The organism is Pseudomonas sp. 05N36 (genome assembly GCF_056397385.1).
The window spans coordinates 39,198-57,427 of the sequence record NZ_JBFTNH010000018.1 but is presented as its reverse complement, the minus strand read 5'-3'; the positions used below and the strand labels follow the sequence as shown (position 1 = coordinate 57,427).

The 18,230-nt window shown below is 59.9% G+C and carries 15 protein-coding genes; 5 read left to right on the top strand and 10 right to left on the bottom strand.

The window, feature by feature from the left end; all coding sequences use genetic code 11:
* The first annotated feature begins 118 nt into the window (after positions 1-118).
* Positions 119-613: a SprT family zinc-dependent metalloprotease gene (locus AC1DIH_RS21205; RefSeq protein WP_427530333.1), complete on the top strand. Its 495-nt coding sequence runs from the start codon at positions 119-121 to the stop codon at positions 611-613.
* 119 nt (positions 614-732) lie between these two features.
* Here the strand turns inward: AC1DIH_RS21205 and AC1DIH_RS21200 are convergent, their stop codons facing one another.
* Together AC1DIH_RS21200 and AC1DIH_RS21195 are read right to left on the bottom strand one after the other, a co-directional pair.
* Positions 733-1,914: a CaiB/BaiF CoA transferase family protein gene (locus AC1DIH_RS21200; RefSeq protein ID WP_477773154.1), complete on the bottom strand. Its 1,182-nt coding sequence runs from the start codon at positions 1,912-1,914 to the stop codon at positions 733-735.
* A gap of 145 nt (positions 1,915-2,059) precedes the next feature.
* On the bottom strand, positions 2,060-3,394 hold the full coding sequence (locus AC1DIH_RS21195; protein WP_477773153.1) for a dicarboxylate/amino acid:cation symporter: 1,335 nt from the start codon (positions 3,392-3,394) through the stop codon (positions 2,060-2,062).
* A 336-nt stretch (positions 3,395-3,730) separates the two neighbouring features.
* Between AC1DIH_RS21195 and AC1DIH_RS21190 the strand changes: the two genes are divergently transcribed.
* Positions 3,731-4,729, top strand: a complete 999-nt coding sequence (locus AC1DIH_RS21190; RefSeq protein ID WP_477773152.1) for an AraC family transcriptional regulator — start codon at positions 3,731-3,733, stop codon at positions 4,727-4,729.
* A gap of 158 nt (positions 4,730-4,887) precedes the next feature.
* On the opposite strand, the gene AC1DIH_RS21185 is transcribed toward AC1DIH_RS21190, so the two are convergent.
* Positions 4,888-6,234, bottom strand: a complete 1,347-nt coding sequence (locus AC1DIH_RS21185) for an ATP-binding protein (protein WP_477773151.1) — start codon at positions 6,232-6,234, stop codon at positions 4,888-4,890.
* Complete coding sequence (locus AC1DIH_RS21180; protein ID WP_054593588.1) at positions 6,231-6,908, bottom strand: response regulator transcription factor; 678 nt, start codon at positions 6,906-6,908, stop codon at positions 6,231-6,233. The genes AC1DIH_RS21185 and AC1DIH_RS21180 overlap by 4 nt, the downstream gene beginning before the upstream one ends.
* Before the next feature lie 240 nt (positions 6,909-7,148).
* On the opposite strand from AC1DIH_RS21180, the gene AC1DIH_RS21175 reads away from it, so the two are divergent.
* Together AC1DIH_RS21175 and AC1DIH_RS21170 are read left to right on the top strand one after the other, a co-directional pair.
* Positions 7,149-7,940: a dienelactone hydrolase family protein gene (locus tag AC1DIH_RS21175; protein ID WP_477773150.1), complete on the top strand. Its 792-nt coding sequence runs from the start codon at positions 7,149-7,151 to the stop codon at positions 7,938-7,940.
* A gap of 220 nt (positions 7,941-8,160) precedes the next feature.
* Positions 8,161-8,886, top strand: coding sequence for a 4'-phosphopantetheinyl transferase family protein (locus AC1DIH_RS21170; RefSeq protein ID WP_477773149.1), 726 nt, complete (start codon positions 8,161-8,163; stop codon positions 8,884-8,886).
* Between the two features lie 157 nt (positions 8,887-9,043).
* Here AC1DIH_RS21170 and AC1DIH_RS21165 read toward each other — a convergent pair whose 3' ends face one another.
* Both AC1DIH_RS21165 and AC1DIH_RS21160 read right to left on the bottom strand, forming a co-directional pair.
* A complete protein-coding gene (locus AC1DIH_RS21165; protein WP_477773148.1) occupies positions 9,044-10,654 on the bottom strand; it encodes an ATP-binding protein in 1,611 nt (536 codons plus the stop codon).
* Complete coding sequence (locus AC1DIH_RS21160; protein ID WP_477773147.1) at positions 10,651-11,376, bottom strand: response regulator; 726 nt, start codon at positions 11,374-11,376, stop codon at positions 10,651-10,653. The genes AC1DIH_RS21165 and AC1DIH_RS21160 overlap by 4 nt, the downstream gene beginning before the upstream one ends.
* Positions 11,377-12,110: 734 nt before the next feature.
* Here AC1DIH_RS21160 and AC1DIH_RS21155 point away from each other — a divergent pair.
* Positions 12,111-15,005 (top strand): ribonucleoside-diphosphate reductase subunit alpha, encoded by a 2,895-nt coding sequence (locus AC1DIH_RS21155; RefSeq protein ID WP_054593593.1) that lies wholly within the window; start codon positions 12,111-12,113, stop codon positions 15,003-15,005.
* 197 nt (positions 15,006-15,202) lie between these two features.
* On the opposite strand, the gene flgE is transcribed toward AC1DIH_RS21155, so the two are convergent.
* From flgE to flgB, 4 genes are read right to left on the bottom strand one after another with little or no spacing between them, the layout of a single operon-like run.
* Positions 15,203-16,531 (bottom strand): flagellar hook protein FlgE, encoded by a 1,329-nt coding sequence (gene flgE, locus AC1DIH_RS21150; protein ID WP_477773146.1) that lies wholly within the window; start codon positions 16,529-16,531, stop codon positions 15,203-15,205.
* Between the two features lie 31 nt (positions 16,532-16,562).
* Complete coding sequence (gene flgD / locus AC1DIH_RS21145; RefSeq protein ID WP_477773145.1) at positions 16,563-17,291, bottom strand: flagellar hook assembly protein FlgD; 729 nt, start codon at positions 17,289-17,291, stop codon at positions 16,563-16,565.
* Positions 17,292-17,306: 15 nt separating this feature from the next.
* Positions 17,307-17,750 carry a flagellar basal body rod protein FlgC gene (flgC, locus tag AC1DIH_RS21140; protein ID WP_054593596.1) on the bottom strand — a complete coding sequence of 148 codons (444 nt, stop codon included), beginning with the start codon at positions 17,748-17,750 and terminating at the stop codon, positions 17,307-17,309.
* Positions 17,751-17,753: 3 nt separating this feature from the next.
* Positions 17,754-18,161 (bottom strand): flagellar basal body rod protein FlgB, encoded by a 408-nt coding sequence (flgB, locus tag AC1DIH_RS21135; protein WP_477773144.1) that lies wholly within the window; start codon positions 18,159-18,161, stop codon positions 17,754-17,756.
* Positions 18,162-18,230 lie beyond the last annotated feature (69 nt).

Here is an 18,230-nt window from a genome sequence, read left to right as displayed (position 1 = left end):
GCCAACACAGGCCGCCGCAAGGCGGCCTTCTCTATTGCGCGACGACCATTCGGCGCCTGAGCGATTCGCAATGAGCACGGTTTGCAGCATACTCGACGCCTCTGGAGATCCGCCAAGCATGCCCGAGCAACTCAATTCCCGCGTCGAAGACTGTTTCCAACAAGCCGAATCCTTTTTCAAACGTTCCTTCAAACGCCCGGTGGTCAGCCTCAAGTTGCGCGGCCAGAAGGCCGGCGTAGCGCACCTGCATGAAAACCTGCTGCGCTTCAATCCGCAGCTGTACCGGGAAAACGCCGAAGATTTCCTCAAACAGACCGTGGCTCACGAAGTCGCGCACCTGATCGCCCATCAACTGTTCGGCGACCGCATACAGCCGCATGGCGAAGAATGGCAATTGATCATGCGCGGGGTGTACGAACTGCCGCCCAACCGCTGCCACACCTACGCGATCAAACGCCGCAGCGTGACCCGCTACATCTACCGCTGCCCCTGCGCCAACAGCGATTTCCCGTTCTCGGCCCAGCGCCATAGCCTGGTGCGTCAAGGACGACGGTATTTGTGCCGGCGTTGCCGGCAGACGCTGGTGTTTACCGGTGAGTCGCGGGTCGAGTAGCGGGATGTGTGGCGTCCATACCGACACCATCGCGAGCAGGCTCGCTCCCACAGGGGATTTGTGAACGACGCAGATCCAATGTGGGAGCGAGCCTGCTCGCGATGGCTCCCTGACCGGCGCTAAATCACCACCCCGGCGCGCCGCAACGCTTCAATCTGCTCAGCGCTATATCCCAACTCACCCAACACCTGATCGGTATGTTCGCCCAACGCCGCGCCGATATGTCGCGGCTCGGGCAAGCCCTCTGAAAACTTCAACGGACAGGCCATCTGCGCCTGCGCGGTGCCGTCTCCGCGTGGTACCTGGGTGACCAGATCCCGAGCCTTCAGCTGCGGGTGCTCGACCGCTTCGGCCAGGCTCAGCACCGGCTCAACGCAAGCATCGAGCCCGGCAAACAGCGTGCAGAGTTCGGCAAAGTCATGTTTTTCGAATTCGATCTGAAACGCCAGCTTGAGCGCCTTTTGCTGCTCGGGAACGGGCGACAAACCCAGTACCGCCAGCTCCGGCTGACCCAGCGCCGTGCACAGCTGCTGCATGAAGTCCGGTTCCAGGCTGCCGACAGACATCCAGCGACCATCGCGAGTGCGGTAATAGTCGTAGAAGCTGCCGCCATTGAGCATCTGATCTTCACGCCCCGGTGTGACACCACAAGCCAGATACCCTGCACCGGCCATGGCGTTCAGGCTGAATGCGCAATCGGTCATGCTCACGTCCAGGTGTTGCCCCTGGCCACTGTGCTCACGGGCAATCACCGCCGCCAGCAGGCCGATCACCCCATGCAGCGAACCACCGGCAATGTCCGCGACCTGAACGCCCAACGGCAACGGCCCGCTATCCTCGTGCCCCGTATAGCTGGACACGCCGGCCAGTGACAGATAGTTGATGTCGTGACCGGCGCGGTCCTTGTAGGGGCCCGTCTGGCCGTAGCCGGTGATCGAGACGTAAATCAGCCGCGGATTGATCGCCTTCAGGGCCTCGTACCCCAGCCCCAGGCGCTCCATCACTCCCGGGCGAAACTGCTCGAGGAGGATGTCGTGGTCCTGCAGCAGTTGCTTGACCACTTCCAGCGCTGCCGGCTGCTTGAGGTCCAGCGCCAGGCTGCGCTTGTTGCGATTGAGGTAGGCGTGGCTGGCGGAAGTGCCCTGATCGTGGGGTGGTAGAACCCGCACCAGATCCATCCGGGTCGGCGATTCTATCCGTAGCACCTCGGCCCCCATGTCCGCCAGCAACAGCGAGGCGAACGGCCCCGGCAACAGCGTCGAGAAATCCAGAACCTTGAGTGATGCCAGTGGCCCGTGCATGTGCGTTCTCCCTAAGCGATACATAAAGCCTAGGCAGCCGATGACCTGGCAGCAATCACCGTAACCATCAGCCGGACTGACCTTTGCGCTCAAACCACAGGCAATAAAAAACCCGCCGAAGCGGGTTTTTCATCAACTCGAAGAATTACTTCACCGAAGTCGGGGCCGGGCTTTCAGCCACATGCGCATCGTCTTCGCCATGCGTATTGGTGATTGCACGACCACCGGAAGCCAGTTCCTCATGCATCTGGTCGACATCCAGCTCTTTGACCCACTTGGCCACGACCAGGGTGGCAACCGCATTACCCACCAGGTTGGTCAGGGCGCGGGCTTCGGACATGAAGCGGTCGATACCCAGGATCAGTGCCAGACCGGCAACCGGCAGGTGACCGACCGCCGACAGGGTGGCGGCCAGCACGATGAAGCCGCTACCGGTCACACCGGCGGCGCCTTTGGAGGACAGCAGCAGCACGATCAGCAAGGTGATCTGGTGAGTGATGTCCATGTGGGTGTCGGTCGCCTGAGCGATGAACACCGCGGCCATGGTCAGGTAGATGGCAGTCCCGTCGAGGTTGAACGAGTAACCGGTCGGGATCACCAGACCCACGACGGATTTCTTCGCGCCCAGACGCTCCATCTTGATCAGCATGCGTGGCAGCACCGATTCCGAAGAGGAAGTACCCAGCACGATCAGCAGCTCTTCACGGATGTAGCGAATCACTTTCAGCACGCTGAAACCGTGAGCGCGAGCGATGCTGCCCAGCACGACCAGAATGAACACCACGCACGTGATGTAGAAGCACGCCATCAACTGACCCAGTTGCACCAGCGAGCCAACGCCGTAGGCACCGATGGTGAACGCCATGGCGCCCAGGGCACCGATCGGCGCGAGCTTCATGATCATGTTGATGATGTTGAACATCACGTGGGCGAAGCGATCGATGAAGTCCAGGATCGGCTTGCCGTAGGCACCCAGGCGATGCAGGGCGAAACCGAAGATCACCGAGAACATCAGTACTTGCAGGATGTCGCCGTTGGCGAACGCGCCGACGATGGTGGCCGGAATGATGTTCAGAAGGAAGCCAACGACGCTTTGATCCGCACCGGCAGCGACATAAGCAGCCACTTTGGAAGCATCCAGGGTGCTGACATCGATGTGCATGCCGTTACCTGGCTGCACGATGTTGACCACCACCAGACCCACCAGCAGCGCGATGGTCGAAACGATTTCGAAGTACAACAGCGCGTAACCGCCGGTCTTGCCGACCGATTTCATGTTCTGCATGCCCGCGATACCGCTGACCACGGTGCAGAAGATGATCGGTGCGATGACCATTTTGATCAGTTTGATGAACCCGTCACCCAGTGGCTTCAGTGCCACGGCGGTTTGCGGGTAGTAGTGACCGAGCGCGATGCCGATAGCAATGGCAACGATCACCTGGAAATACAGGGATTTGTACAGTGGCTGACGAGTCGTCATTACAAAGTTCCTCAAGAGCACCGCACTGCAATCAATCATCTGACGCAGACGACACCTAAAGTGCGAACCCTCCTGCACCGGAGGGATTTGTTTTGTCGAGCTGCGCGCTGGCAGACCTCTCGCCCTTATCGCAAAGCTCGTGCCACCTTGCCAAAATCGTCCAGAAGCCTTTTGCCATCGGGGCTGCCGGATTTTTTTCATCCCTTGACCCGCCGACCGAAGTGGCGGATTCCCGCCCATCAACCGACTCTCGTCCTGCAATTTGGCGGATATCCGCCTTGTCCCGCCACCAGGCCGTGGCTAAGATCCGCCACTCAATGGACGGACCAGCCCCCAATGCGCGAACGTACCATCGCCAGTCATTTTGCTCGTGCGGCCCTCGGTGGCGCGCGCCGGCGCGGCTATGACTATTCGGGCCTGCTGCAACAGTTGGGGATCAGCGTCGAATTGCTCGACGAACCTCGCGCCAGGATCGCGCCCGAACAGTTCACCAGCCTGCTGCAAGGGCTCTGGCAAGCGCTGGATGACGAATACCTGGGCTTTGCCCGCGGCCCAAGCAAACGTGGCACCTTCGCCATGATGTGCCATGCCTTGATTCACTGCCGCACCCTCGAGAAAGCACTCAGTCGCGGCTTATTATTTTATAGCCTATTCCCCGACGCTCCGCGCCTGACCCTGACCCGCGAAGGTGAAATGGTGCGTTTGAGCCTGGATGATGCTCGGCTGTGGGACCCGGATCACTTTTTCAGCGAATGTCAGCTGGTGATCTGGCATCGACTGGGCAGTTGGCTGATCGGTCAGCGCATTCGCCTGGAACAAGCCTGTTTCAGCTACCCGAAACCCGGGCACGCTGCCGAGTACGACCTGTTGTTCCCCTGCCCGATGGTGTTTTCTTCCGAGCAAAGCAGCCTGTTGTTTCACAGCCGTTACCTGCAGATGCCATTGCTGCAGGATGAACGAACCCTCAAGCATTTCCTCGAACGCTCGCCCGCCGACCTGTTGTCGCGCCCGGATGACGGCGACAGCCTCAGCAGCCAGCTACGGCGCCTGCTCAGCCGCGAAAACGCGCGCTGGCCAGACCTGGAAGCGGTTGCCGCACACCTGCACATCAGCCCGCAGACCTTGCGTCGACACTTGCGTGAAGAGGGTTCGAGTTTTCAGGAATTGAAAGACCAACTGCGCCGCGACATCGCGATTTATCACTTGAGCCGTGCCGACCTGTCGTTGCAACAGATCGCCGAACAGCTGGGATTCTCCGAGCCGTCGGCGTTTCACCGGGCGTTCAAGAAGTGGACCGGGTTGACGCCTGGCGCCTATCGCGCCCAAGAGAATTGAGTTTCAGGGCTGATTTTTTGATGTGCCCACTGGCCCCTTCGCGAGCAGGCTCGCTCCCACATTTGATCTCAGGTGTTCACAATTAGTGTGTTCACAGCATATCCCCAGTGGGAGCGAGCCTGCTCGCGATGGGGCCAGAAAGAGCACTACCCACTACCTCAAGCCACCGGAAAATGTATCCGGAATGCCGCGCCGCCCAAGGCTGAGTCCCCCAGGGTCAACTGTGCGCCGTAGCTCTCGATGATGTCCTTGACCACCGCAAGGCCGATGCCCTGCCCCGGGTGCTGGCGGTCCAGCCGTTCGCCGCGCTGGAGAATCCGCGCGCGCTGATCCGGCGGCACGCCCGGGCCGTCATCTTCGATACACAGCTCAACACCACTCATGGTTTGCCTCAGGCTGACGCGCACTTCGCCCAGGCACAAGCGATAGGCGTTTTCCAGCAAGTTGCCGAGCATTTCCAGCAAGGCGCCCTGCTCGATCGGTACGTAGCACGGGTCCGGCAGGTCGAATGAGGTCCGTACCTGCTTGTCGCGATAGACCTTGTCCAGTGTATCGCAAAGGCTTTGCAGCACCGGCCGCAATCGCACTTGGTGACGCACCAGGCCGCTTTTGCGCAAGCTCGCACGCTGCAACTGGTAGCTGATCTGTTGGCTCATGCGCTCGATCTGCGATTGCAGCACCCACGCCTGCTCCCGATTTTCCGGCCGCTGGGCCATGTCTTCACTGACCCCTTGCAACACCGCCAACGGGGTTTTCAGGCTGTGGGCCAGATCATCCAGAGAGTCGCGGTAGCGACTGCGCTGTTCACGCTCGCTGCGCAGCAAACGGTTCAGCGAGCCGGTCAGGCGCAACAATTCGCGGGGGTGTTCTTCGCTGAGGCTTTCAAGGGCACCGTTCTCGATCTGGTCGAGTTCCTGGCTCAAGCGTTTCAAGGCCTGCAAGCCCCAGGTCAGGCCGATCCACAGCAGCGACAGCAACACCAGCAACGCGGCGCCAAACCCCAGGTAGAGATTTTCCCGCAGGCCGTCGAGCGTCTGCTCGTATTCACGCACCGGCTGCAGCGCAACCATACTGAACGCTGCGCTTTTACCGCCGAGCAGCTTGACCTCGACGTCATAGACGAAGAACTCCTGACCGTTGGCCTCACGAATCCGCGCGAATTGATCGCCATGTCCGTCGTAACGCGGTCGGTAACTGATGTCCTCGTCATGCGTCGCCCGCGAGCGCCAGACCAGATGACCGTCACGGTCATAGATGTAGCCCAGCAAGCGGCTGTCGGTGAGCTTGAAGAGCTCGTCCGGCAACTGCGTGGGCATCAGTAATCGGTTGCCTTCAACCCGCGCAGCAGATATCAGTGTGGTGACATCCGAGGCCAGGCGTTGCTTGATCGAGTCTTGCAGCGCAAGGCTGAACGCGCCCTGCATGGCCGGCAACAAGGCCAGCATGAACAGCACCGCCAGTGTCGTGGCGGCGAGCATCAGACGCAGGCGCAGCGATCGAATCACCGGCAGCGCTCGTTGAACAGGTAACCCAGGCCACGCACGGTATCGATCGGCTTGAAGCCGGTCGGCCCTTCCAGCTTGCGCCGCAGGCGGCCGACCAGCACTTCGATCACGTTTGGATCACGCTCGTCGTCGTCCGGATAAAGCTGTTCCATCAAGCGGTCCTTGGCGACCACCTGCTGGTGATGACGCATCAGGTATTCGAGGATCCGGTACTCGTAGGCGGTCAATGCCAACGGCTGCTCGTCGAGGGTCGCCTGCTTGCGATTGAGGTCCAGCACCAGCGGCCCGGCAATGATGGTTGACTGGGTAAAACCGCTGGAGCGGCGCAGCAAGGCGTTCAGGCGCGCGTCCAGTTCTTCGAACTGGAACGGCTTGACCACGTAATCGTCGGCACCGGCGGCCAGGCCCTCGACCTTGTCCTGCCAGTTGCCGCGCGCGGTCAGGATCAGGATCGGAAAGGTCTTGCCTTGCGCACGCAGCTGGCGAATCAGGTCCAGCCCGCCCATGCCCGGCAGACCGAGGTCGATTACCGCCAGGTCATGGTTGAATTGCCCGGTCTGGTACAACGCCTCTTCGGCATTGGCCACGGACTCGACCACGTGGCCATTGTCGGTCAGGCGGGTTTGCAGGTGATGACGCAGCAGCGCTTCGTCTTCGACGACCAGCAGTTTCATAACGCTCTCCCAGGCAAAATCAACATCTCCACAGGTACCTCGCACCTCGATTGCTAATACGCCAGTAACGGTAACCTGGTTCTACCAAGGTGTTTGGCGAAACCTGCTGCATCATCCCGGACAACCCTGACGAAGTAACCGATACCACAATTGTGACTGTAGGTTAACCACCACCCGCTGAACTCGGACTGAACAGGATCGACTAGGCTGTCTGGACGTCTTTATAAAGGAGCATCAACCATGCGCGTATTGATCGCACTCGTTTTATTCGCCCTGAGCGGCCTCAGCCAAGCGGCAATCAAGACTCAGGAGATCCCTTACAAGAGTGCCGACGGGACTGAAATGATCGGCTATTACGCCTACGACGACAGCATTCAGGGGGCTCGCCCGGGCGTGGTGGTGGTCCATGAGTTCTGGGGGCTCAACGACTACGCCAAGCGCCGGGCGCGTGACCTCGCCGGGCTGGGCTACAGCGCGCTGGCGATCGATATGTATGGCAAAGGCAAAAACACCGAGCACCCGAATGATGCCATGGCGTTCATGAATGAAGCGCTGAAAAACAGCGCGACGGCCAGTGCCCGCTTCAATGCCGGGCTTGACCTGCTGAAAAAACAACCGCAGACCGACCCGAAAAAACTCGCGGCGATCGGTTACTGCTTCGGCGGCGGGATTGTCCTCGATGCCGCCCGCCAAGGGGCACCGCTGGCGGGTGTGGTGAGTTTCCACGGCGTATTGGCGACCAAAACCCCGGCGACGCCTGGCAGCATCAAGGCCAAGGTACTGGTGGAACACGGCGCTCTGGACAGCATGATCACCGCGGATCAAGTGACAGCATTCAAAACCGAAATGGACAAGGCTGGCGTCGACTATAAGTTCGTCAGCCTGAAAGGTGCCAAGCATGGTTTCAGCAATCCGGACGCTGATCGCCTGAGCCACGGCGATCACGGCGGTCCGGACATCGGCTACAACAAAGCCGCCGATGAAAGCTCGTGGGCGGATATGAAGGCGTTCCTCAAAAAAATCTTTGGCTGATCGCTGCCTGCACCCGCCTTGTGGCGAGGGAGCTTGCTCCCGCTGGGTCGCGAAGCGGCCCCCAAAACCTGCACATGCATTCACTCCAATGTACCGAGTACGCAGGGTTTGCGATGGCTACGCCATCGAGCGGGAGCAAGCTCGCCACAACAGCACTGCGCGCCAGATGTTTACAAAGCGGCCACTACCCAGCTCCCGGTCAACCCGGCAAAATGCCGGGATGAACCTGCTCCCCGCTCTCCCCGCCTGCTGCACGCCGCTCGACACCCACTGGCCGTTGCCTGATGCGCTGCCCGACACCGTGCTGCTCAGCACTCGTTTCGATCCGTCATTGCTGGTGTTCGATGACTTCCGGCGCAGCATCATCGAACCGCCCCCCAGCATCCAGCGCTCGGTCGCCAAACGTCAGGCCGAGTTTCTCGCCGGACGGGTATGTGCCCGGGCCGCCTTGCAGCAACTGGAAGGCCTGGACTGCATTCCGGCGATTGGCGAGGACCGCGCACCCGTGTGGCCGGCGCATATCTGTGGCTCGATCACTCACAGCACCGGCCGGGCTGCCGCTATTGTTGCGCGCAAGACCCATTGGCGCAGCCTGGGCATGGACCTGGAAAACCTGCTGAACGCCGAACGTGCCGAGCGTCTGGCCGCCGAGATCCTCACCCCACCCGAGCTCGAACGCATGGCCGCGGGCCGTCAAGATCAGCTGGCGCTGTGGGTGACCCTGACCTTCTCGGTCAAGGAAAGCCTGTTCAAGGCGCTCTACCCCATCGTGCAGAAGCGCTTCTATTTCGAGCATGCCGAGGTGCTGGAGTGGACCGACAGCGGGCACGTGCGCCTGCGCTTGTTGACCGACCTCTCCAGCGAATGGCACTACGGTACGGAACTGGATGCGCAATTTGGCGTGCACGATGGACAGCTGTTGAGCCTGGTCAGCATCAAGGCCTGAGGGTCTTCAGTGTCTGTTCGGCCGTCATCGCGAGCAGGCTCGCTCCCACATTGGATCTCCAGTGTTCGCAAATCGTGTGTTCACCACAGATTTAATGTGGGAGCAGCCGGTCGACGCTCGACTGCTCGCGAAGAGGTCCTTACAGACGCTAAAGCTCTCAAGGCTTCTCCCGATTCCTGGGCCAGCTCAGACTGAAACACGCGCCCCCCAGGCTTTTACTCTTGCTGATCAACGCCCGACCGCCATGCCAGTGAACGATCCGGCGCACGATGGACAGCCCCAGGCCGTGCCCACCAGACGCCCGGGTGCGGCTGTCATCCAGACGCAAAAATGGCGTGAAGATCTTTTCCCAGGCACTTTCCGGCACGCCCGGCCCGTCGTCTTCGACATCGACGCGACAACGCTGCTGCCCCACCTGATAACTGATCGACACCTGGGACTGGGCATGACGCATCGCGTTGCTCACCAGATTCTGCAACGCCCGATGCAGGTAGCGCGGCTCAGCCTCGACCCAGGCCCCATCGCAATCGGCCGCCGACAGGCACAGGCCGCGATGCACCGTCACGTTGGCGCGTAAGGGCGCCAGTTCGCCGATCACCTGATTGACCAAGGCATCGAGGTCGACGCGCTGGAAGTCCAGCGCCGGTGAACCCTGCTCCAGCCGCGCATACGTGAGCATTTCGTCCACCAGGCCATCGAGGTCCTGGATATCGTGATCCATGCCCTCCAGGTACTTCTCCCGCGCCTGTTGCGTGCTCGCCGTGCTGATCATCTCCAGTCCGAAACGCAACCGCGCCACGGGCGTGCGCAGTTCATGGGACACCGCGCGCACCAGTTCGCGCTGAATCGCCAGCAGTTGCTGCAAGTGCTCAGCCATGCCGTTGAACGCCGCCGCCAATCGCCCCACCGAATCCGCACCACGTGCCGGCACGCGGGTTTCCAGGCTGCCTTTGGCGATCCGTGTGGCAGCCGACTCCAGACCTCGCAAGCGGCGCTCCAACTGGCGCACCAGTAAATAAACGATCAACCCGATCAGGCTCAGGCCCAATGCAGCGATCAGTACCAGCCACTCCGGCGGGTACGGGTTCATCTGATACAGCGGGCCGATTTCCAGCACCCAGGGCGTACCGACCATCCCGGCAAACACCCGGATCGAATCGCCGCCCTTGCCCAGCGCCATCACCGTGTCGCCTTCAGAGACCCGACGGCTCTGGTCCTCGTCCATGTCTGCCTGATCGACCGTAATCAGTTGCAGCTCGAAACCGAAGCCCTTGTCCTTCTTCAGTGCCTCAAGACGCTTGGGCTGCTCGGCCACCGGATAACGCACCAACTCATCGGCCAACAGGTAAATGGTCGCCCGTGCCAGTTGCTCGCTGATCTGTTGCACTTCCCCTGTCAGCACCAGCTGTTCTTTATCGCTGACCAAGCGGTAGACCTTCGCCGCGTGCGGGCCGGTCTGCTCCACCAATGCCTGGCCGTGCAGCACCCGCGTACGCTGGCTCAGGTCGAGGTCAGTCTGGGCGAACCTCTGCAAGCTCAAGGGAATGCCCAGCAAACGCTCCCACACCAGCAACGCGCGATGACGCTCGGTCTCGTTCATCGGTTGCAGATTGTCGGCCATCAAGGAAAACGTACCGTGGGCCAGGCGCTCGCGGTATTGCTCGCTGCGCACCTGATTGAGCAGGTGCAAGGCCAGTACGCCGAGCACCGCCACCAGAATCAGCGCGGCGCACATGCCGCCATAAATGCGCAGGAAGATCGAATTCACAGGGGTTGATCTACACAGGCTTCGGGAACGAACAGATACCCCTTGCTGCGAATGGTCTTGATCAGTCGCGGATGGTCCGGGTCATCGCCGATCTTCGGTCGAATACGCGAAATCCGCACATCGATCGAACGATCCTGGCCGTCGTAGCCGATGCCTCGCAGCGCCGTGAAAATTTCCTCGCGGGACAGAATCCGCCCGGCATTGGCCACCAGCAGCCAGAGCAGATCGAACTCGGCACTGGTCAACTCGATGCCAGTGTCCTGCAGCCACGCCTCACGCAGGGCGTTGTCGACAACCAGCGGGCCGAACTGCAAGCGACGGAGTTTTTCCGGTGCCGCAGGCTCGGGTGCTTCACTGCGTCGCAGCAAGGCCTGGACACGCGCCAGCAGCAAACGCGGGCGCACCGGTTTGCACACGTAGTCATCGGCGCCCATGTCCAGGCCCTGGATCTGGTCCATGTCGTCAGTGCGCGCCGTGAGCATCAGGATCGGCCCGTCGTAGTGATCACGGACCTTGCGGCAAATCGTCAGGCCGTCTTCGCCAGGGAGCATCAGGTCGAGGATCACCAGGTCCGGTTGCTCTTTGATAATCCGCGCCGCCGCCAGCGCTCCGTTGCCTTCGAGGGTGACCCGCAGACCGTGGCTTTCGAGATACTCACGGGTCAACTCGGCCAGGCGCTGGTCATCCTCGACAATCAATACCTGCCAGGCTTCTTGCTCCACGGGTGACCTCTACTTGCCAGAACGCTATTAAGGAAGGCTCCACTCGTCTTTTTGTAATGATTGGAGTGGATAAGTCTGCGTATGCAGTGACCGATTGTAGCAACGCCTTCCCTTGAGAACACAAGCTGGCAAATGCGCTCGGTAACGGCGTTTTTTTTGTGATAGGGTTCGCGCCCTCAAAAATACGCCCAAGGCTATTTTTCAGGGCAAAATTCCATGACAAACGGTCCACCCCAGCAGGGTTGCGGCCTACACGCGGATTGACAGTTTCATACACATTTTACGCACAGCTTTATCCACAGGTAGTACGTTGCAATCACCCCCCAAAACGCATTATCTTGTAGCTCGCGTTCAAAAAACCCCTACATGTAGGGGTTTTCACGAAAAACCAAACACAAATCAGACAAGAAACTCAAGTCCTTTTCTTGCATGTTTTTGGTTGAACCAAACGCATTTTCAGAAGCCCAAACCGCACCTGCGGATGGCGACTGTTTTTCAGCCGCCAACGGCGAAAACGGTACGGGTGTTGCAGTCAATCACTGCTACCCAAACGGAATTCGGTTTTCGGCCCCAGGCTTGAGACCAAAGACTTCGGCAAGGAAGCGGCGCTCACCAGCCCCTTCCTGACTGTCCCGAAGTTGTTATGCCCGGCGCTTGCCGGTTGTAGTGCTTCAGGACGGAACGGTGGGCGCCTTCATGGTGCCCAAACAAACATAGAGAACGTGGAGACACCCATGCAAACCGACACAACTCGCGAGAACCCGCAGGGCACCGCGCCGATGGCCACTGATTCGAATTCGGATCTGTCCGCCACCGCGCCAGGCCAACTGCGCGTGATCAAGCGTAACGGCACTGTCGTTCCTTACACCGATGACAAAATCACCGTCGCCATCACCAAAGCGTTTCTCGCAGTTGAGGGTGGCACCGCTGCTGCCTCGTCGCGAATCCACGACACCGTTGCCCGCCTGACCGAACAAGTCACCGCGACCTTCAAGCGTCGCATGCCATCGGGCGGCACCATCCACATCGAAGAAATCCAGGACCAGGTCGAACTGGCCCTGATGCGTGCCGGCGAGCAGAAAGTCGCTCGCGACTACGTGATCTACCGTGACGCCCGCTCCAAGGAGCGCGCTGTACGCGCACCTGCCGAGGAAGCGGTGCAGGCTCACCCGTCGATCCGCATCACCCGTGCCGACGGCACGTTTGCGCCTCTGGACATGGGCCGCCTGAACACCATCGTCACCGAGGCCTGCGAAGGCCTGGAAGAAGTCGACGGCGACCTGATCCAGCGCGAAACCCTGAAGAACCTCTACGACGGCGTGGCCCTGACCGACGTCAACACCGCACTGGTGATGACCGCCCGTACGCTGGTCGAGCGTGAGCCGAACTACTCGTTCGTGACCGCGCGCCTGCTGATGGACACCCTGCGTGCCGAAGGCCTGAGCTTCCTGGAAGTTGCTGAAAGCGCAACTCACCACGAAATGGTCGACCTGTACGCCAAGGCCCTGCCTGCCTACATCGCCAAGGGTATCGAATTCGAATTGCTGAACCCGGTCCTGGCGACCTTCGACCTGGAAAAACTCGGCAAGGCGATCAACCACGAGCGCGACCAGCAGTTCACTTACCTGGGCCTGCAAACCCTGTACGACCGTTACTTCATCCACAAGGATGGCGTGCGTTTCGAACTGCCGCAGATTTTCTTCATGCGCGTGGCCATGGGCCTGGCAATCGAAGAGAAGAACAAGGAAGACCGTGCGATCGAGTTCTACAACCTGTTGTCGTCCTTCGACTACATGTCCTCGACCCCGACCCTGTTCAACGCCGGCACCCTGCGTCCTCAGTTGTCCAGCTGCTACCTGACCACCGTGCCGGACGACCTGTCGGGCATCTACCACGCGATCCACGACAACGCCATGCTGTCGAAATTCGCTGGCGGCCTGGGCAACGACTGGACCCCGGTTCGCGCATTGGGCTCGTACATCAAGGGCACCAACGGCAAATCCCAGGGCGTCGTACCGTTCCTGAAAGTAGTGAACGACACCGCTGTGGCCGTCAACCAGGGTGGCAAGCGCAAAGGCGCTGTCTGCGCTTACCTGGAAACCTGGCACATGGACATCGAGGAGTTCATCGAGCTGCGCAAGAACACCGGTGATGACCGTCGTCGTACCCACGACATGAACACTGCCAACTGGATCCCTGACCTGTTCATGAAGCGCGTCTTCGATGACGGCAAGTGGACCCTGTTCTCGCCGTCCGAAGTTCCGGACCTGCACGACCTGACCGGCAAGGCCTTCGAAGAGCGTTACGAGTACTACGAAGCCCTGACCGAGTACCCGGGCAAGGTCAAGCTGTTCAAGACCATCCAGGCCAAAGACCTGTGGCGCAAAATGCTCTCCATGCTGTTTGAAACCGGCCACCCATGGCTGACGTTCAAAGACCCATGCAACCTGCGTAGCCCACAGCAGCACGTTGGCGTGGTTCACAGCTCGAACCTGTGCACCGAGATCACCTTGAACACCAACAAGGACGAGATCGCCGTTTGCAACCTGGGCTCGATCAACCTGCCGAACCACATCGTCAACGGCAAGCTGGACACCGCCAAGCTGGAACGCACCGTGAACACCGCCGTTCGCATGCTCGATAACGTGATCGACATCAACTACTACTCGGTGCCACAAGCGAAGAACTCCAACTTCAAGCACCGTCCGGTCGGCCTGGGCATCATGGGCTTCCAGGACGCTTTGTACCTGCAGCACATCCCTTACGGTTCCGACGCGGCCGTCGAGTTCGCCGACAAATCGATGGAAGCGGTCAGCTACTACGCGATCCAGGCTTCCTGCGACCTGGCTGACGAGCGTGGCGCTTACGAGACGTTCCAGGGTTCGCTGTGGTCCAAAGGCATCCTGCCGCTGGATTCGCAACAGATCCTGATCGACCAGCGTGGCCAGAAGTACATCGACGTTGACCTGAACGAGACCCTGGACTGGGCGCCGGTGCGTGCTCGCGTACAGAAAGGTATTCGTAACTCCAACATCATGGCCATCGCACCGACCGCGACCATCGCCAACATCACTGGCGTCTCGCAGTCGATCGAACCGACTTACCAGAACCTCTACGTGAAATCTAACCTGTCGGGCGAATTCACCGTGATCAACCCGTACCTGGTTCGCGACCTCAAGGCTCGCGGTCTGTGGGACTCGGTCATGATCAACGACCTGAAGTACTACGACGGTTCCGTGCAGCAGATCGAACGCATCCCGCAAGAACTCAAGGAGCTCTACGCGACTGCCTTCGAAGTCGACACCAAGTGGATCGTTGACGCGGCCAGCCGTCGTCAGAAGTGGATCGACCAGGCTCAGTCGCTGAACCTGTACATCGCCGGCGCATCGGGCAAGAAGCTCGACGTGACCTACCGCATGGCGTGGTACCGTGGCCTGAAAACCACTTACTACCTCCGTGCCCTGGCCGCGACCAGCACCGAGAAGTCGACCATCAACACCGGCAAGCTGAACGCTGTTTCCAGCGGCGGCAACCACGGTGACGACTCGGTCCTGGCGGCTCCCGCCGGTCCAGCTCCAGTGCCTAAGGCCTGCGCTATCGACGAGCCGGATTGCGAAGCTTGCCAATAAGCTGAGCCGGTAAGCGTCGCAAGGCGCTTACCTGAAACCCCCGATCAGTCTTCTGGACTGGTCGGGGGTTTTCTTTTGCCTCAAGGAAAGTGGTGACCGTACAGGCAACCAGAGCCTCAGTTGCCGACACAAATCCCGACCACAAAAAAGCCCCTCTTCCGAGGGGCTTCTTGTGTAGCGCTATCAACCAACCAGCATCAGGTCATCTGAATGATGGTCTGCATGATGGTGCTCTGGGTGGAGATGGTCTTGGCGTTCGCCTGGTAGTTGCTCTGCGCCTTGATCAGGTTGACCAGTTCGTTGGTCAGGTTGACGTTGGACTCTTCCAGGGAGTTGGACTGAATCGAACCCAGGGTCCCGGTTTCCGGAGCATCGTAGCCAGGAATACCCGAGGCGAACGTTTCTTTCCAGCTGGTGCCGCCTACGGCTTGCAGGCCTTGTTCGTTGGTGAAACTGGCCAGCGCAACCTGGCCGATGGCCTTGCTCTGGTTGTTGCTGAAGTTGGCGAACAGGGTGCCGGTGCCGTCGATGGTCAGGTTGGTGATCTGGCCAGTCGCGTAACCGTCCTGAGCCGGGATAGAGCGGGCGGAGTCGGCATTGAACTGCGTGGTGTTGGTCATCGAAATGACCATGCCGCTAGCGCTTGGTGCCGCGCCGTTGGCCGCCCACACACCGTTGGTCACCTTGCCTGGTACCCAGCCAGCTAATGTTATGGCGTTGTTTACGTTAGGTGCCGCCGGTGTTGCAGGAGGCGTGGCAACCGAGACCAGTTTGCCGGCCGAATCAAACGTCATGGTCGTGGCGACCGGAGGGGTGATTTTCGGGTCGCTGCCGGTGGCATCCGGGTTGCGACCGTCTACCAGGGTGTAGGTCTTCCAGGTGTTGGCGCCGGTCTTGACCATGTATTGATCCATGACGTGCGAGTTGCCCTGGCTGTCATAGATCGGCGTACTGAACGATTTGGTGTAGGTGGCGAGGGTGCCCGGGTCGAATTTGTTAGCCGGGATCGTGTCGTCAATCACTGGAGCCGTCGAATCCAGGTTGATCGTCGAGGACACGGTCGACGTCGGTTTGGGCGCCAGGTTCGAGGTGTCGATCTTAAGGTCGGTCAACACGCCGTTGATGACCTTACCATTGGCGTCCACACCGTAACCCTGCAAACGGGCGGTTTGATTGGTATTGGTGATGAAGCCATCCTTGTCGACCTTGAACGTACCGGCACGGGTGTAGGTCGTCGAACCGTTATTGCTCAGGGTGAAGAAACCCGAACCATTGATGCCCATGTCCAGTACGTTGCCGGTGTTGTTGATATCACCTTGGGTGAACTGCTGGGATACGTTGGCCAGGCTTACACCGCTGCCGACGACTTTACTACCACTACCCAGCTTGGTTGCCGAGTAGACATCCGCGAACTCGGCGCGCGAGGACTTGAAACCGGCGGTCGCAACGTTGGCGATGTTGTTGCCGGTCACGTCCAGTTGTTTGTTGGCTGCATAGAGACCGCTAAGGCCGATATTGAAAGACATATTCCACTCCTTTATGCCGCGTTAGCCGGCTCTATAGACCAATGGTTTGAACTTTGGACAGGGCGATAGGGCCCAGACCTGCAAGATTGAGCATCAACTCGCCGCCGGTTTGGCTCAGCGTCACGCTGTTGACCGTTGCCGGCAGGTAGGTCGCCAGATCGGTCGCCGTGCCGTTGATCGGCGCATTGGCCTTGAAGGTATAAGTGCCCGCAGCGACTGCGGCGCCGCTATTGTCGTTGCCGTCCCAAGTGAAGCTGGCGCTGCCGGCCGGCCGGTTGCCCAGGTTAAGGGTTCTCACAACCTTTCCGCTTGCATCGCTGATAGTCACGGTGCCATCGGCAATGGACGAGGTCAGGTTCACCGAACCGCTCAGTCCCTTGCTCGGGTCAATGATCTGCGCGGTGCTGGTTTGCGCAATGACCGAACGGCCGACCAGAGAAGAAGCCTGCAAGGCCTGGGAAGAGCTGAAATTACTGGCAAGGGAACTCACAGTCGTATTGAGGGAGGTAATCCCTTCAAGGCTGCTGAACTGCGCCAGTTGAGCCACGAATGCGCCGTTGTCCTGTGGCGAAAGCGGGTCCTGGTTCTTCAGCTGGGTCACCAGCAACTGCAGGAACGCGTCCTTGCCCAACGCCTTGCCGCCGGTCGCGCTACTGGTTGCTGCGGAAAGGCCATTCGCGGCCGTACCGGTGCTCTTGACCGAGGAGTTCGCCAGCAGGTCGGTCATGCTCAGGCCGCCGGTGGAATCGGTAACGCTCATAAAAATCGCCCCTTATCACTGACCGAGGGTCAGGACCTTCTGCATCATGGTTTTGGCGGTGTTCATCATTTCCGCATTGGTCTGGAACGAACGACTGGCGGAAATCATGTCGGCCATTTCCTCCACCACGTTGACGTTGGGGTAATACACATAACCCTTGGCGTCAGCCGCCGGATGGTTCGGCTCGTAGCGTGCTTCGAGGTTGCTTTGATCTTCGACTACGCCGAGTACCTGCACGCCCTGCCCTGCGGCATCCTGATTCTGGAACAGCGAATTGCTGCCACCGGACTGACCGCCCTGGAACATGGTGGCAAACACCGGGTGACGGGCACGGTAGGTCTGATCGATGCTCGAAGAGACGGTCTCGGCGTTGGCGATGTTACTGGCGACGGTGTTCAAGCGAGTGGTTTGAGCACTCATGCCGCTACCGGCAATGTTGAAAACACTGGACAGAGACATGGATTACTCCCCGCGCAGGGCTGATACCAGCCCTTTGAATTTGCTGTTGAGCAGCGTGAAGCTGGCCTGGAAGTCGACCGCGTTTTGCGCGTAGTTCGACTGTTCCAGCTGGGCGTCCACGGTGTTTTGGTCAATCGACGGTTGCATCGGCGTGCGATACAGCAACGACTCCTCACCACTGCTCATGCCCTGGGCTTCGATATGACGGCTATTGGTCATGCTCAAAGCAAAGGTGCCGTTCTTGTTCTTGTCGTTCTGGGCGGCCAGCACCGACGAGAAGTCCAGATCCCGAGCCTTGTAGTTCGGGGTATCGGCGTTGGCAATGTTGTTGGCCAGCACTTCGGCACGCTGAGCGCGGAAGCCCAGGGCCTGTTCGTGGATACCGAGCGCTTTATCGAAGCTGATGCTCATGTCGGAAACCTTTGGGTGACCTGATTTTTCGTAACAGGGGTGTAGCAAGCCCCGTGCCAGCTTCTCACC